We start from the raw sequence: 14,789 nt of genomic DNA, 5'->3' as shown, positions 1-14,789 counted from the left end.
CGGACGACGATGGCGCTTCCAGCTTCCCTCTCCTCCTCTGCTCTCGGCCTGCCGATCATCGGCTCGCCGATGTTCATCGTCTCCGGCCCGGAGCTGGTGATCGCGCAGTGCCTGAACGGCGTCGTCGGTTCGTTCCCGGCGCTGAACGCTCGGCCGGCCGAACAACTCGACCTCTGGCTCACCCGGATCAAGACCGAGCTTGCGGCAGCAAGAGCTGCCGACCCCAGCCGCAAGATCGCGCCCTTCGCCGTCAACCAGATTGTCCATGCCTCGAACGACCGCCTCGCGCATGACATGGAGGCCTGTGTTCGCCATCAGGTGCCGATCATCATCACCTCGCTGCGTGCACCCGGCGAGGTCGTCAGCGCCGCCCATTCCTATGGCGGGCTCGTCTTCCACGATGTCACCACGATCCGCCACGCGCAGAAGGCGCTGGAGGCCGGCGTCGACGGGCTGATCCTCGTCTGCACCGGCGCCGGCGGTCATGCCGGAACGCTCAGCCCCTTCGCGCTGGTCGGCGAGGTCCGGCGCTTCTATGACGGGCCGATCATCCTTTCCGGCGCAATCGCGACCGGCGATGCGGTGCTGGCAGCGCAGGCCATGGGTGCCGATCTCGCCTATATCGGCACGCGCTTCATCGCGACGCAGGAGGCCAATGCCGCTCAGGGCTATAAGGACATGATCGTCGGTACGAGTGCCGCCGACATAGTCTACACGCCTTATTTCACCGGCGTCCCCGGCAATTACCTGAAACCGAGCATCACTGCACAGGGGCTCGATCCCGAGGCATTGCCGCAGGTCGACAAGACCAGCATGAATTTCGGCTCGACGCGGGTGAAGCCCTGGCGCGACATCTGGGGCTCGGGCCAGGGCGTCGGCCTGATCGACGATGCACTGCCAACGGCCGACGTGATCGCCCGGCTGAAACAGGAATATGAGCAGGCCAAGGCCCGCCTGGCTACCCTTTGACCGAGACATGACCATGCAAGACCTGCCGAGAACCGAGACCGTGCTGACCGAAGCCGTCGCACCGGGCGTGCTGCAGATCACCATGAACCGGCCCGACCGGCGCAATGCGCTCGACCGCGCCACCTATGCCGGGCTGATTGCGGCGATCGCCCAGGCCGAAGCCGATGCCGGCATCCGCGCCATGGTGCTGACCGGCGCCGCCGGCTGCTTCACCAGCGGCAACGACATCAAGGATTTCGCTGCGGCCAGCACCAACGGCCCACGTGTCGCGATCGAATTCCTCACCGCGATCTCGACGGCCAGGAAGCCGGTCGTCGCCGCCGTCGAGGGGTTCGCGGTCGGCATCGGCACGACGATGCTGATGCATTGCGATCTCGCCTATGCCGGCAGGAGCGCGAGTTTCCGCCTGCCCTTCGTCGCGCTGGGCCTGTGCCCGGAAGGCGGCTCCAGCCATCTCCTGCCCCTGATCGCTGGCACCAAGCGTGCCGCCGAGCTGCTGATGCTGGGCGAGGCTTTCGGCGCCGAGGTCGCAAGCGATGCCGGCTTCATCAACGCGGTGACGCCCGAGGGCGGTGCGCTGGCGCTGGCATTGGAGAAAGCCCGGGCGCTCGCGGCGCTGCCGCCGCAATCGGTGATGCTGACCAAGGACCTGATGAAGCACAGCCAGGCCGGCGCCATCGCCAAGGCGATCGAGACCGAGGCGCATCTCTTCGGAGAGCGCCTGCTCTCCGACGAAGCCAAGGCCGCATTCGCGGCCTTCCTGATGAAGCGCTGAGGCGATGGTCGCGAGCCTTCATGCCGAGCACGAGGATCGCGGCGCGCGCGGCGCGGACGAACTGGCCGGCCCGAAAGAAGACCGCCATTTCGTCACGGCCCTGGCGCGCGGACTCGAGGTCCTCGCCTGTTTCAAGCGCGGCGAGCACGGCCTCGTCAATTCCGAGATCGCAGCGCGCTGCGGGCTCGCCCGCTCGACCGTCTCGCGCCTGACCCATACGCTGACCGAGCTCGGCTATCTGCACCATGTCCCGCAGAGCGGCGGCTACCGGCTCGGCACCTCGCTGATCGCACTCGGCTCGATCGCGCTTGCCGGGCTCGATGTCCGCCACCTGGCGCGGCCCGGCATGCGCGAACTCGCAGTCTTCGCCAATGCCACGATTGGTCTCGGCATCCGCGACCGGCTCAGCATGCGCTATGTCGAATGCGCCCGCGGCGAGACCGCGATCGCACTGAACATGGATACCGGTTCACGCATCTCGCTGCTGCGCAGCGCCATGGGGCGCGCCTATCTCGCCGTCTGCAGCGCGGCCGAGCGCAGCGAGATCCTCGAGGAGATCCGCTCGGTCGATGATGCCTCCTGGCCGAAGCTGCGCGAGGGTGTCGAGCAGGCATTGGAGGACTACGCCACACTGGGCTGCACCCGTTCGTTCGGTGAATGGCAACCGACCGTCAACGGCATCGCCGTCGCCTTCCAGCCCGGTGGCGGCCTGCCGCCGATGGTATTGAACTGCGGCGCGCCGGGCGTGATTCTCACGCCGGACTTTCTGATGGACGAGGTCAGGCCGCGACTGATCGCTCTGGCGCAGCGGCTGGAGGGGGTGATGGGGTCGTGACGCAGGTCGATCTGCCGCTCGCCGGCATTCGCGTCCTCGACCTGTCGCGCATTCTCGCCGGCCCCTGGTGCGGCCAGGTCCTCGGCGATCTCGGCGCAGACGTGATCAAGGTCGAGCACCCCGGCCGCGGCGACGACACGCGCGACTGGGGCTTGCGGCTCGGCGAGCGCAACACCTGCTATTTCAATGCGGTCAACCGCAACAAGCGCGCGATCGGCGTCGATCTCGGCCAACCGGAAGGCCTCGCCATCATCCGCGACCTCGCGGCGCAGAGCGACGTCGTGATCCAGAATTTCAAGACTGGCGGCGCCGACAGGCTCGGCCTCGGCTACAAGGCTCTGAGCGCGCTTAATCCCGGTCTGATCTATTGCTCGATCGCGGGCTACGGCTCCGACGGCCCCGAGGCGACACGGCCCGGCTATGATCTCGTCATCCAGGGCGAAACCGGGCTGATGGGCATGAACGGCACGGCTGACCAGCCGCCGCTGAAATTCGGCGTCGCGATCGTCGATCTCTTCACCGGCCAGTTCTCGGCCCAGGCGATCCTCGCCGCCCTCATCCAGCGTGGCCGCACGGCCAAGGGCAAGCATATCGAGATGGCGCTGTTCGACTCCGGCGTCTCCGTCACCGCCTATTATGGGCTGGAGGCGCTGGCGCTCGGCGAGGACCCGCCGCGTTACGGCAACGCTCATCCCTCGATCGTGCCCTATGGCGTCTTCGACGCGGCCGACGGCGCGCTCGTCATCACCGTCGGCAACAACGCCCAGTTCGAGCGCTTCTGCCGCCGGGTCATCGAGCGGCCGGACCTCGCCGAGGAGCCGCGCTTCAAGACCAATCTGCTGCAGACGCAGAACCGGCCGGAACTGCTGCCGATCCTCGAGGCGGAGCTACGGGCCCGACCGCGCGCGCTCCTGCTGCAACGGCTCGCCGCCAACGGCATCCCCTGTGGCGAAGTGCTCGGGCTGAACCAGGCTCTGACCTCGCCGCGCGCGCAACAGGCCGGCATGGTTTCGTTCTCTGCCGACGATGCCGGCGCCCCGGCCGTCCTGGCGCCACCCTATCGGTTCGATGGCGAACGCGCGCCGCTCCGCCACCGGCCGCCGGGGCTCGGGCAGGACACCGACACGGTGCTCGCCGAACTCGGCCTCGACCAGACGCGCGTCGTCGCGCTCAGGCAGGCCGGCATCATCAGCTGAGCAGCCTCTCAGGCGATGGCCATGCTGCGCCGCTTCATCCTCATTCGCGATCCTGTGCGCTGAAATCGGCTCGAAGGGGCCTACGAAAATGCGCCCGGCCTGAGCCGAGCGCATTGCAATTTTGCGGAACTTTTCCTGCAATCGCGGCAACACTATGCCTCGATTTTCTGTGGAGCGAGGCATAACCTTGCCGCTGCACCCGATGCTAACTCTTTGAAAACGCGTACTTGGTGCCTAGGGCTCCGCAGCGGCCTTTCCGCAATTGTGGGGGAAGTTCTGCCGCATCATGGAGCACCTTGCCGACCGCCGGCGGCCACTCGGCGGGCACCTGCAGGCCCCAGCGGCGCAGGGCGGTCGGCTCCCGGCATGTCGCGCCCCGTCGTGCGTTCCTTCAGTGGCGCGAGGTAGGCACGCGCGGCTGACCTGTTGTGTGCGTCCGTTCAGCCGCCGTTGAGTGCTTCGTCCAGTGCCGTCGTCTGGGCCTTGACGAAGGCCCGGGAGATGGCGGCTTTCGCTTCGATGGAGTCGAAGTTGTGGTAGGCGCCTGGCACTACGTGCAGGGTGCTGGCGACGCCGGCCTGCTGCAGTCGCCGGGCGTAGGCGACATCCTCGTCGTGGAACAGGTCGTTGGTGCCGACGCCGATCCATGCGGGCGGCAGGCCGGAGAGGTCGTCGTAGCGGGCCGGCGCGGCCAGCGGGGACACGTTGCCATCCTCGGTGGCGGGGCCGAGGTAGGCGCGCCAGCCGAATCGGTTGCTGGCCGGGCTCCAGAGGCGGAGCCGCCGCGGGTCAATGTCGGTGCGGGTGGTGGTCCGGTCATCCAGCATTGGGTAGGACAGCAGTTGCAGAACCGGACGGATTTCGCCGCGTTCCTTCGCCAGCAGCGCCAACGCGGCGGCCAGACCGGCGCCGGCGCTTTGGCCGCCGATGGCAATGCGTGTGGGGTCGATCTCGGGTTGGCGGGAGAGCCATTGCAGCGCGGTGTAGCAGTCCTCCAGCGGCGCCGGGAACGGGTGCTCGGGCGCGAGCCGGTACTCCACCGAGACGACGACGATGTTGAGCTGATCGGCGACCAGGCGGCAGAATCCGCTGTCCTGCGCCGCGTCGCCGAGCACCATTCCGCCGCCGTGGATCCACAACAGTGCCGGAGACCGAGGCCGGGCCGAAGCCGGGCGGAAGACATGTACCGACACGTTGGCGTCCACTGATATGACCTGCGCGTCCGGCCGCCGGGTGATCGCCGTGAGCTTGGTGAGGACACGGAGTGCGGGAAGCGTTCGGGCGGTGATGATGGTGCGGGGAAGGAACCGCGCAGCTCGCAGCTGTGGGTTGAAGGGTTGCTCGGTCATCGTTTTGCTGTCTGTTGGAGGGCGACGTCGCCGGGTGCGCCGGGGCTAGTCGCAGAAATGAGGGTCATGGTCGGAGCTCGGCGTCCACCAGGGCCAGGGCGTTGCGGAGGCCCTGCTCGAGGAGGTCGTCGGAGAGCTGTCGGTCGGTCAGGGCGCGGCAGAGTTGTAGCGTCCCGGCCATCAGGCCGAGGAGGCTGAGCGCCTTCACGCGGGCTGAGGGTGGATCTTCGGGTGCCATGCGGGCGGCGAGGCCGTCGATGACGACCAGCACGCCGTCGGTGTACGCCTGCCTGATGGCGTCCGCGCTGCGCCCGATCTCGTCAAGCAGGGCGGCGTTGGGGCAGCCGTCGCCGGGGTTGTCACGGTGGTGGGCCGACAGGTACCAGCGCACGATCTGTTCGAGGCCGGCCAGGCCGGGCTCCGCCAGCTCGACGATGTTCGCGTGCAGTGCGTGCAGTTGGTCGGTGAGCGCCTCCGCGACGAGGCTGTCCTTGGATTCGAAGTGGGCGTAGAAGGCGCCGTTGGTCAGCTCCGCGTCCTTCATGAGCGTCGCGACTCCGGAGCCGTCGATACCGTCCCGCTTGAGCCGTCGACCGGCCGTCGCGATGATCCGCTGCCTCGTCTCCTCCTTGTGTTCTTTCGTGTAACGCACCATCAGCTTGGCATCCGGTTGAATCTGCGGATGACCCGGTCGAAGGTTCGGGCCGGGGCGACGCGGTGCACCGCGTTGATGATGCGGGCGGTCTTACCGGCGGTGCGCCGTAGTTTGGGGTTCCGGTCGGTGGCAGCCGCGACGATCACCTTGGCGACGACGGCGGGGTCGTCACCGCTGCTGAGGTTCTTCTCCAGCAGATCGTCGTAGTTGCGCCGTCCCGCCGCGTAGAGCGGCATGGGGGTATCGGCCACCACGCTGTGACCTGCGAACGGAGTGTTGATCGGGCCGGGCTCGACGAGCAGGACCCGGACGCCGTAATCGCGAACCTCGTGGTCCAGCGACTGGGAGTAGCCATTCACCGCGTGCTTGGTCGAGACGTAGAGAGCCATGAACGGGCTGGGAACGAACCCGCTGAGGGAGGAGACATTGATGATGCGTCCGCGGCCTTGGGCGCGCATGTGCGGCAGGACCGCCTTGGTCGTCCGCATGACGCCGTAGACGTTGATGTCGAAGATGTCCTGCGTCTGGGTGATCGAGAACTCCTCGGCTGCGCCGGTGGTGCCAACGCCGGCGTTATTGACCAGGACGTCGATGTGCCCGAACCGGTCGATCACCTGCTTGACTGCTGAGGCGACCGATTGGTCGCTAGTTACGTCCAGGTCCAGGTAGGTCACCCCGGCGGGCGCGGTGAGTTGCGCGGTGTTGCGGCCGGTTCCGATCACCTGGAAACCTGCGGCGGCCAAGGCGATCGCTGTGGCCTTGCCGATACCTGAGGAGGCGCCTGTTACGAGCGCAACCTGCGGAGTTGCTGTCATCATGAGTTCCTGAAGTTTTAAATTACGTTCATACGGCAATAGCGGCTGGTTGGTCGCAGGGCAAGGATTAAATTATGTTCGTACTCGCAAGGAGAGCGAGAGAGGACCACAGCGGGCCGGACGGGTGAAGCTATGCCGGCCTCGGATGAGCCGGGCCTTCCTGGTCGACGTGGATTGCATCTGCGATCCAGCGACCGTGGTCGAGGTCCTGGAGGGCTATCTGGCGACGCTGATCGTCGATGGCCGCAGCCTCTGTTGAGATCATTAATGTTGCAGTTCATTTGCAAGGCGGTGCGTATGCCATCCGAACGGTGATCCCATCGGAGTGAATGACCGCTATCCGCGTTTCGACGCCAAAAGCAGATAGGCAGCTTCCGGCCCCATCCCTGCCCTTCAGGGCCAAGCATCCTGACCTGCAAAAAGCCCGGCGGATGATCCACCGGGCTTTGATTTGCGGCAAATTACTGCCAACTGGGCAAAACTTCGCCTCTAGTCACAAAGGGGCTATTGAGTTTTGATGGGCTACGAACACCCGGTCGTCGACCCACACGTGTTGCACTTCAAACAGGTGCCGTTCCGCACCAGCGTGAAGTTGCCGCACTCGCCGCAGCTGTCGCCGACATAGCCCTTCATGATCGCCTCGGCCCGGCGCTCGGAAGCGCTCGGCTGGGCGGCCGGCGCGGCGAAGCCGAGCTTGCTCATCTGCTCTTCGCCATAAGCCTCCGGCTCTTCCTTCAGCGCCGTCGCGCCTGCGGTGGCAAGGCCCATTGCGCTGCTGGTCGAGCGGGCGACCGCGTCGTTGGCCGCAGCCCCGCCCTGGATGGCGAGCAGGTTGATCGGCTTGCCGCGGCGGAAGCCCGAGGAGGCCAGTGGGGTCGAGGTGATCGGCCCGGCCGCATCCGGCGCCTTGCCCTGCTCGACGCCGCTGCCCATCACGTCATGGCCGATCTCGGAGGGATCGACATGGGCGAGGTCGTGCCGGCCGAGATAGGAGATCGCCAGCTCGCGGAAGACATAGTCGAGGATCGAGGTCGCGTTCTTGATCGACTGGTTGCCCTGCACGAAGCCCGAGGGCTCGAAGCGGGTGAAGGTGAAGGCCTCGACATACTCCTCCAGCGGCACGCCGTATTGCAGGCCGAGCGAGACCGCGATGGCGAAGTTGTTCATCATCGCCCGGAAGGCCGCGCCCTCCTTGTGCATGTCGATGAAGATCTCGCCGAGGCGTCCATCGGAATACTCGCCGGTGTGGACATAGACCTTGTGGCCGCCGACCACCGCCTTCTGAATGTAGCCGGTGCGGCGCGCCGGCATCTTCTCGCGGTCACGCACCCGCTCGACCCGCTCGACGATGCGCTCGACGATCTTCTCGGCGATCTGCGTGGCGCGGGCCGCCTGCGGCTGCTGGTAGAGCGCCTCGGTCGCGTCCTCGGCGTCGTCGTCCTCGTCGGCGATCAGGGCCGAGTTCAGCGGCTGCGACAACTTCGAGCCGTCGCGGTAGAGCGCATTCGCCTTCAGCGCCAGCTTCCAGGAGAGCAGATAGGCGCTCTTGCAATCCTCGACGGTGGCGTCGTTGGGCATGTTGATGGTCTTGGAGATCGCGCCCGAGATGAAGGGCTGCGCCGCCGCCATCATGCGGATATGGCTCTCGACCGAGAGATAGCGCTTGCCGATGCGCCCGCAGGGATTGGCGCAGTCGAAGACGTTGTAGTGTTCCTTCTTCAGGTGCGGCGCGCCTTCCAGCGTCATCGCCCCGCAGACATGGACGTTGGCGGCCTCGATCTCGGCCTTGCTGAAGCCGAGGAAGGGCAGGAGCTCGAACGACATGTCGCTGAGCTTCTCGGCCGGCACCTTGAGCGTACCGGTGAGGAAGTCCTCGCCCAGCGTCCACTTGTTGAAGACGAACTTGATGTCGAAGGCGCTCTTCAGCCCCTTCTCGATCGCCTCGATCTTCTCGTCGCTGAAGCCCTTGGCCCTGAGCGAGCCGGGGTTGACGGCGGGCGCCTGCTTCATCGAGCCATGGCCGACGGCATAGGCCTCGATCTCGGCGATATCCGCCTCGCGATAGCCGAGCGCACGCAGCGCATCCGGCACGGCGCCGTTGATGATCTTGAAATAGCCGCCGCCGGCGAGCTTCTTGAACTTCACCAGCGCGAAATCGGGCTCGATGCCGGTGGTGTCGCAATCCATGACCAGGCCGATCGTGCCGGTCGGCGCGATCACGGTCGACTGGGCGTTGCGGTAGCCGTGCTTCTCGCCGAGCGCCAGCGCCTCGTCCCAGCTGGCCTTGGCCCGCTCCGACAGCGTCACCGAGGAGCCGCCGAGGCGCTCCAGCGTCGCATGGTCGAGCGGCACCGGCGTGACCTGCAGGGACTCATAGCCGGAAGCCTGGCCATGCGCGGCGACGCGGTGATTGCGGATGACGCGCAGCATGTGCTGGGCGTTCTTCTTGTAGCCCGGGAACGGGCCGAGTTCACCCGCCATCTCGGCCGAGGTCGCATAGGCGACGCCGGTCATGATCGCGGTCAGGCCGCCGGCGAGCGCCCTGCCCTCGTCGCTGTCGTAGCCGAGGCCCATGGTCATCAGCAGGCCGCCGATATTGGCGTAGCCTAGGCCGAGCGTGCGGTACTCATAGGAGAGCTCGGCGATTTCCTTCGAGGGGAACTGCGCCATCGTCACCGAGATCTCGAGCACGATGGTCCAGAGCCGGCAGAGATGCTCGTAACCGGCGACGTCGAAGGCCTTCGCCTCGCGATCGTAGAACTGCAGCAGGTTGGCCGAGGCCAGGTTGCAGGCGGTGTCGTCGAGGAACATGTACTCCGAACACGGGTTCGAGGCGCGGATGCGTCCCGAGGCCGGGCTGGTGTGCCAGTCGTTCATCGTCGTGTTGAAGTGCAGGCCGGGATCGGCCGAGGCCCAGGCGGCGTAGCCGATCTTCTCCCAGAGGTCGCGCGCCTTCAGGGTCTTGGTGACCTTGCCGGTGGTGCGGCCGATCAGGTTCCAGTCACCGTCATTCTCGACAGCACGCAGGAAGTCGTCGGTCAGCGAGACCGAGTTGTTCGAGTTCTGGCCGGAGACGGTGAGATAGGCTTCCGAATCCCAGTCGGTGTCGTAGGTGTCGAACTGGATGTCGGTGTAGCCCTGCTTGGCGAACTGGATGACGCGCTTGATGTAGTTGTCAGGCACCATCGCCTTGCGGGCGAGCTTGATCTCGCGCTTCAGCGCCGGGTTCTTCTCGGGGTCGAAACAGGCGTCGTCGGCGGCCTCGCAGTTCACGCAGGCCTTCATCACCGCCTTCATCGCCTTCTGGACGATCTTGGAGCCGGCGACCAAGGCCGCGACCTTCTGCTCCTCCTTCACCTTCCAGTCGATATAGGTCTCGATGTCGGGGTGATCGACGTCGACCACCACCATCTTGGCGGCGCGGCGGGTGGTGCCACCCGACTTGATCGCGCCGGCGGCGCGGTCACCGATCTTGAGGAAGGACATCAGGCCCGACGAGCGACCGCCGCCGGCGAGCTTCTCGCCCTCGCCGCGCAGCATCGAGAAGTTCGAGCCGGTGCCGGAGCCATATTTGAACAGGCGCGCCTCGCGCACCCACAGATCCATAATGCCGCCCTCGTTGACGAGGTCGTCCTGCACGCCCTGGATGAAGCAGGCATGCGGCTGCGGGTGCTCGTAGCTCGACTTCGACTTGACGAGCTTGCCGGTCTTGAAGTCGACGTAGAAATGGCCCTGGCTCGGCCCGTCGATGCCATAGGCCCAGTGCAGGCCGGTGTTGAACCATTGCGGCGAGTTCGGCGCGACCATCTGGCGGGCCAGCATGAAGCGCAATTCGTCATGGAAGGCGGCGGCGTCCTCTTCCGAGGAGAAATAGCCGCCCTTCCAGCCCCAATAGGTCCAGCAGCCGGCGAGCCGGTCGAAAACCTGCTTGGACGAGATCTCGGAGCCGTAGCGCTCGCCTTCCGGCAGCTTCGCCAGCGCCGCCTCGTCCGGAACCGAACGCCAGAGGAAGGAGGGAACGTCGTTCTCTTCCACCTTTTTCATGGCGGCGGGAACGCCGGCCTTGCGGAAATACTTCTGCGCGAGCACGTCGCTCGCGACCTGCGACCAGGCTTCGGGCACCTCGATGCCCTCGAGCCGGAAGACGATCGAGCCATCGGGATTGCGGATCTCGCTCACCGCCGAGCGGAACGGGATCGCCGAGTAGGGCGACTGGCCGGCGGTGGTATGGCGGCGCTCAATGCGCATAAGCTTCGTCCCCAATGCTTGCCGCGGGCGTATCCGACGCTCCGCGCGGCCGGTTGATCACCGGCTCCTGATGTCAATCCAACTCGGTTTGATGCCCCTGGATCCCGCGGCGGTGTCACCCCGCCGTCGAGCGTCCGGTTGCGACCAGGCGGAGCATACGTCGCCGTTCGCCGTCGCCAACTCTGGCGCGCCGCGGTGATCGCCCGACCCATCTGGGAACTCGTTTCGCGGGTCGAAAAAGGCGTCTCCGCCAACCGTCACGCGACCGTCAAAATTTAGTCCCGATTGGGTCGCGCCGTCAAGGATTAGTGCGCAGCGATAGGTGTGGATACGACATCTTGTAGGAAGATGTGGATCACGGGGATAAGTTTCAAGGCACCCGCTAAGCCCAAGGAATCGCATGTGGATTCGCAGCGGCGTTGCCAGCATGCAACGATCCTTGCCGGTGTGAAATCCCTAAAATCCGCTGGACCATGGTTAACCGGGCGTCAACAGGCCTGTCGCGACCTACCAGCGAAAGCGCTCTCTGCAGCAGCGGCCACAAGTGCTTGAATCCGCGCGATGCTTGGCTGGCTGGCGCGATGTCGGAGCCGGCCATGGCGTGTCTCGAATCATGACCGATTCGTGGCGAGGCTGCACATGACGTTGCTGACGGAATTGGTCGGCCCCGCGGCCTAGCTGCAAAGCCAGCTTGGAGAGCCGCCATGACCGACACCGTCTTCGAACTGCGCCGCTACACCTTGAAGCCCGGCACACGCGAAACCCTGATCCGCGTCTTCGATACCCACTTGGTCGAGACGCAGGAGGCGGTGGGGATGAGCGTCGTCTGCCAGTTCCGCGACCCTGCAGCGCCCGACCAGTTCGTCTGGTTCCGCGGCTTCGCCGATCAGGAGGCGCGAACCCGCGCCCTCCCCGTATTCTATGGCGGCCCGGTCTGGGCCGAGCATGGCCCGGCCGCGAACGAGACCATGCTCGCCTGGCACGACGTGCTGATGCTGAAGCCGGCCGCATCAGGCTCCGGCTTCGACACCGCAGGCCTCGAGCGACTGCCGCAGGGAACGAGCGACCTCGAAGACGGGCGCAACTATCTCATCGCCATCCATCATCTCCCGCCAGAGGCAGCCGACGAGGAGGCAGCGCTTGCGGCCAAGGCGATCGCCGATGCGGTAGGCTCGACTGGCGGCGCAGTGATCGCCAGCCTGATCAGCGACCGCAGCGAGAACGGCTTCGCGCGCCTGCCCGTGCGCGAGAGTGAATGCGTCGCTGTCACGCTCGTCCGGCCCGCAGTGACGCAAGCGATACCGGCGCTCGAAGCGACCTTGCGCGCAGTTGCCACTGGTTCCGGCCGCGCCCCGGACATCGCCCGCCTCGTGCCGACCGTGCGCTCGCTGCTGCGCTGAGCCGCACTGGACATCGCGCGCCCGCATCTCCATAAGTCGCGCGATGGCCAAAGGCCTGCGCGGACGCGAAGCGATGAACCAGACCCTGCTCCAGATCTTCACCTGGTGGAACGGCCAGACCATGGGCACGCGTTTCCACACCTGGCGCTTCGGCGAGAAGGTCGGCGAGGACGAGTTCGGCAACGTCTACTACCGCACCAAGGGCGGCAAGAAGGACAAGGCGCTCGGCATCCAGCGCCGCTGGGCCGTCTATAATGGCCCTGCCGAGGCCTCGATGATCCCGCCCGGCTGGAATGGCTGGCTGCACCACACCGTCGATGTCGCCCCGTCCGAGGAAAAATACGTCGCCCGCGAATGGGAGCAGTCGCACCAGCCGAATTATACCGGCACGGCACTGGCCTACCGCCCCAAGGGCTCGACACTGGGCGATAACGAGACCCCGGCCGCGACCGGCGACTATCAGGCCTGGACGCCCGGCCGCTGAGGCCTCTCGTTTTCGCTGAAAGTTACTCGTCGAAGAGCCAGGCGGCGTAGTCGCGCGCGCCATGAAGCACGCGAACCACTTCGACCTGGTCGTCGCCCACGCGATAGAAGATCAGATATTCGCCATGAACGCGGCGGCGGATCCGACGATCCCTGCTTTGGGGCATGATCGGCCATGCGAGCGGCCTTTCGCCCAGATCAAGACATTTCCGCTCCAGCTCATCGACAAAACTGTCGGCACGCGCAGGGTTGTCCTGCGCGATATAGCGGCCGATGCCGATGAGATCGGTCTTGGCTGCATCTGCGATAATGACGGGCAGCGGCCCTTCTGGATTCATTTGGCCGCGATGGCGCGGCGGATATTCTTGAAAGCCTGATCCAGCGGCGAGGAACGGCCCGCGTCCATATCGGCGATGCCGATATCGAGCGCCTGGTTGAGCTCTTGCAGCTTTTGCGCCTTGTAGCGCTGGCGCAGCGCCTCTTGCACGATGTCGGCGCCGGAGTCGTAGGTGCCCTGCTCGAGCTCGGCGCGAACCAGCGTCGCCAGTTCGGCCGGCAAGGTGACGGTCATTTCTCCCGACTTCATCCGACTGCTCCGCTCATCCGCACCAGAATATAATGCCGACCTGCTGCCTTGCCCAGCGCCCGCCTCAGCCCGCCCCGCCGACGAAATCGACCAGCAGCTTGACGTTCAGCGCCGCGATCGTGACCGCGATCAGCGCGGCGAAGGCGACGAGCCAGCGCGGCGCGACGAGTTCGCCCATCTTGGCCTTGTCGGCGGTGAACATCACCAGCGGGAAGACGGCGAAAGAAAGCTGCAGCGAGAGCACGACCTGGGTCAGGATCAGCAATTTCGCCGTTCCCGCATCGCCATACCAGATCGTCACCGCCGCCGCCGGCACGATCGCGATCGCCCTTGTGATCAGCCGGCGCAGCCAGGGCGGCAGTTTGATCTTGAGGAAGCCCTCCATCACGATCTGGCCGGCGAGCGTCGCCGTCACCGTCGAGTTGATGCCGCAGCAGAGCAGCGCAATGCCGAACAGGGTCGGCGCAACCGCGAGCCCAAGCAGCGGGCCGAGCAGCTTGTGCGCTTCGCCGAGTTCGGCGATCTCCGTCTGGCCGGTCTTGTGGAAGGTCGCGGCCGCCAGGATGAGGATCGAGGCATTGATCAGCAGCGCGAACATCAGCGCCACTGTCGAATCGATCGTGGCATAGGTCAGCGCCTGGCGCTTCTCCGGCAGGCTCTCGCCATAGGCGCGCGTCTGCACGATGCCGGAGTGCAGATAGAGGTTATGTGGCATCACCGTCGCGCCGAGGATGCCGAGCGCGAGATAAAGCATCTCGGGATTGGTGACGATCTGCGTCGTCGGCGCAAAGCCGCGGATGACCTGCCCCCAATCCGGATCGGCGAGCGCGATCTGGATCGAAAAGCAGATCGCGATGACGCCGAGCAGCGTGATGATCAGCGCCTCGACCCAGCGGAAGCCGAGCCGCTGCAGATAAAGGATCAGGAAGACGTCGAGTGCGGTGATGACGACGCCGAGCTCGAGCGGAATGCCGAAGATCAGGTTGAGGCCGATCGCGGTGCCGATCACCTCGGCGATGTCGGTGGCGATGATCGCGGTCTCGGCGAGGAACCACAGCGTATAGGCGACTGGCTTCGGGAAAGCGTCGCGGCAGGCCTGGGCAAGATCGCGGCCGGATGCGATGGCGAGACGCGCGCAGAGCGACTGCAGCACGATCGCCATGATATTGGAGACCAGCGCGACGACGAGCAGCGTGTAGCCGAATTTCGAGCCGCCGGCGAGCGAGGTCGCCCAGTTGCCGGGATCCATGTAGCCGACGGCTACGAGATAGCCTGGGCCAACGAAAGCGGCAGCGCGCCGCCAGCCGGGCCCGGAACTGCGCACCGCGATCGAGCGGTGGACGTCGGCCAGCGAGGCCTCGCCGCGATCATTCCGCCAGCCAGTCGGCGTCCCGTTGACGCGCGCTTCCATGCGAACCCTCAATTTTGCACTTGCAAGGCATTGGCAGGATATGGACTTGCAAATGGATTGCAACTGC

13 protein-coding genes are annotated in these 14,789 nt (G+C 65.9%); 6 read left to right on the top strand and 7 right to left on the bottom strand.

Annotation, left to right across the window (positions count from 1 at the left end; translation table 11 throughout):
• The first annotated feature begins 9 nt into the window (after positions 1-9).
• From ACSQ24_RS10750 to ACSQ24_RS10735, 4 genes are read left to right on the top strand one after another with little or no spacing between them, the layout of a single operon-like run.
• Entirely contained in the window at positions 10-969 is a 960-nt protein-coding gene (locus ACSQ24_RS10750; protein WP_436094662.1) for an NAD(P)H-dependent flavin oxidoreductase, read from the top strand.
• A 7-nt stretch (positions 970-976) separates the two neighbouring features.
• A complete protein-coding gene (locus ACSQ24_RS10745; RefSeq protein ID WP_436094661.1) occupies positions 977-1,744 on the top strand; it encodes an enoyl-CoA hydratase-related protein in 768 nt (255 codons plus the stop codon).
• A 4-nt stretch (positions 1,745-1,748) separates the two neighbouring features.
• Positions 1,749-2,579, top strand: a complete 831-nt coding sequence (locus ACSQ24_RS10740) for an IclR family transcriptional regulator (protein WP_436094660.1) — start codon at positions 1,749-1,751, stop codon at positions 2,577-2,579.
• Positions 2,576-3,775, top strand: coding sequence for a CaiB/BaiF CoA transferase family protein (locus ACSQ24_RS10735; protein WP_436094659.1), 1,200 nt, complete (start codon positions 2,576-2,578; stop codon positions 3,773-3,775). Before ACSQ24_RS10740 ends, ACSQ24_RS10735 begins: the two co-directional genes overlap by 4 nt.
• Positions 3,776-4,215: 440 nt before the next feature.
• Here ACSQ24_RS10735 and ACSQ24_RS10730 read toward each other — a convergent pair whose 3' ends face one another.
• The 4 genes from ACSQ24_RS10730 to ACSQ24_RS10715 all read right to left on the bottom strand — a co-directional run bounded on the left by ACSQ24_RS10730 (position 4,216) and on the right by ACSQ24_RS10715 (position 10,842).
• Positions 4,216-5,124: an alpha/beta hydrolase gene (locus tag ACSQ24_RS10730; protein ID WP_436094658.1), complete on the bottom strand. Its 909-nt coding sequence runs from the start codon at positions 5,122-5,124 to the stop codon at positions 4,216-4,218.
• Between the two features lie 64 nt (positions 5,125-5,188).
• Entirely contained in the window at positions 5,189-5,779 is a 591-nt protein-coding gene (locus ACSQ24_RS10725) for a TetR/AcrR family transcriptional regulator (RefSeq protein ID WP_436094657.1), read from the bottom strand.
• Complete coding sequence (locus tag ACSQ24_RS10720; RefSeq protein WP_436094656.1) at positions 5,779-6,597, bottom strand: oxidoreductase; 819 nt, start codon at positions 6,595-6,597, stop codon at positions 5,779-5,781. Before ACSQ24_RS10720 ends, ACSQ24_RS10725 begins: the two co-directional genes overlap by 1 nt.
• Before the next feature lie 519 nt (positions 6,598-7,116).
• Positions 7,117-10,842: a vitamin B12-dependent ribonucleotide reductase gene (locus tag ACSQ24_RS10715; RefSeq protein WP_436094655.1), complete on the bottom strand. Its 3,726-nt coding sequence runs from the start codon at positions 10,840-10,842 to the stop codon at positions 7,117-7,119.
• Between the two features lie 704 nt (positions 10,843-11,546).
• Between ACSQ24_RS10715 and ACSQ24_RS10710 the strand changes: the two genes are divergently transcribed.
• Positions 11,547-12,242 carry a putative quinol monooxygenase gene (locus ACSQ24_RS10710; RefSeq protein WP_436094654.1) on the top strand — a complete coding sequence of 232 codons (696 nt, stop codon included), beginning with the start codon at positions 11,547-11,549 and terminating at the stop codon, positions 12,240-12,242.
• 73 nt (positions 12,243-12,315) lie between these two features.
• A complete protein-coding gene (locus tag ACSQ24_RS10705; RefSeq protein WP_436094653.1) occupies positions 12,316-12,726 on the top strand; it encodes an NADH:ubiquinone oxidoreductase subunit NDUFA12 in 411 nt (136 codons plus the stop codon).
• Between the two features lie 22 nt (positions 12,727-12,748).
• On the opposite strand, the gene ACSQ24_RS10700 is transcribed toward ACSQ24_RS10705, so the two are convergent.
• The 3 genes from ACSQ24_RS10700 to ACSQ24_RS10690 all read right to left on the bottom strand — a co-directional run bounded on the left by ACSQ24_RS10700 (position 12,749) and on the right by ACSQ24_RS10690 (position 14,722).
• On the bottom strand, positions 12,749-13,063 hold the full coding sequence (locus tag ACSQ24_RS10700; RefSeq protein ID WP_436094652.1) for a type II toxin-antitoxin system RelE/ParE family toxin: 315 nt from the start codon (positions 13,061-13,063) through the stop codon (positions 12,749-12,751).
• Complete coding sequence (locus ACSQ24_RS10695; RefSeq protein WP_436094651.1) at positions 13,060-13,311, bottom strand: ribbon-helix-helix domain-containing protein; 252 nt, start codon at positions 13,309-13,311, stop codon at positions 13,060-13,062. Before ACSQ24_RS10695 ends, ACSQ24_RS10700 begins: the two co-directional genes overlap by 4 nt.
• Before the next feature lie 64 nt (positions 13,312-13,375).
• A complete protein-coding gene (locus ACSQ24_RS10690) occupies positions 13,376-14,722 on the bottom strand; it encodes an Nramp family divalent metal transporter (protein ID WP_436094650.1) in 1,347 nt (448 codons plus the stop codon).
• Positions 14,723-14,789 lie beyond the last annotated feature (67 nt).

The organism is Allobosea sp. LjRoot237 (assembly GCF_964253285.1).
In the GTDB taxonomy this organism is placed as follows: domain Bacteria; phylum Pseudomonadota; class Alphaproteobacteria; order Rhizobiales; family Beijerinckiaceae; genus Allobosea.
This window is presented reverse-complemented; position numbering and strand designations above follow the sequence as displayed.

Coding starts and splice junctions, on each gene's coding strand:
- ACSQ24_RS10690 (WP_436094650.1), bottom strand. CDS start 14,722: ATGGAAGCGCGCGTCAACGGGACGCCGACTGGCTGGCGGAATGATCGC.
- ACSQ24_RS10705 (WP_436094653.1), top strand. CDS start 12,316: ATGAACCAGACCCTGCTCCAGATCTTCACCTGGTGGAACGGCCAGACC.
- ACSQ24_RS10715 (WP_436094655.1), bottom strand. CDS start 10,842: ATGCGCATTGAGCGCCGCCATACCACCGCCGGCCAGTCGCCCTACTCG.
- ACSQ24_RS10750 (WP_436094662.1), top strand. CDS start 10: ATGGCGCTTCCAGCTTCCCTCTCCTCCTCTGCTCTCGGCCTGCCGATC.
- ACSQ24_RS10740 (WP_436094660.1), top strand. CDS start 1,749: ATGGTCGCGAGCCTTCATGCCGAGCACGAGGATCGCGGCGCGCGCGGC.
- ACSQ24_RS10730 (WP_436094658.1), bottom strand. CDS start 5,124: ATGACCGAGCAACCCTTCAACCCACAGCTGCGAGCTGCGCGGTTCCTT.
- ACSQ24_RS10695 (WP_436094651.1), bottom strand. CDS start 13,311: ATGAAGTCGGGAGAAATGACCGTCACCTTGCCGGCCGAACTGGCGACG.
- ACSQ24_RS10725 (WP_436094657.1), bottom strand. CDS start 5,779: ATGGTGCGTTACACGAAAGAACACAAGGAGGAGACGAGGCAGCGGATC.
- ACSQ24_RS10700 (WP_436094652.1), bottom strand. CDS start 13,063: ATGAATCCAGAAGGGCCGCTGCCCGTCATTATCGCAGATGCAGCCAAG.
- ACSQ24_RS10745 (WP_436094661.1), top strand. CDS start 977: ATGACCATGCAAGACCTGCCGAGAACCGAGACCGTGCTGACCGAAGCC.
- ACSQ24_RS10720 (WP_436094656.1), bottom strand. CDS start 6,597: ATGATGACAGCAACTCCGCAGGTTGCGCTCGTAACAGGCGCCTCCTCA.
- ACSQ24_RS10710 (WP_436094654.1), top strand. CDS start 11,547: ATGACCGACACCGTCTTCGAACTGCGCCGCTACACCTTGAAGCCCGGC.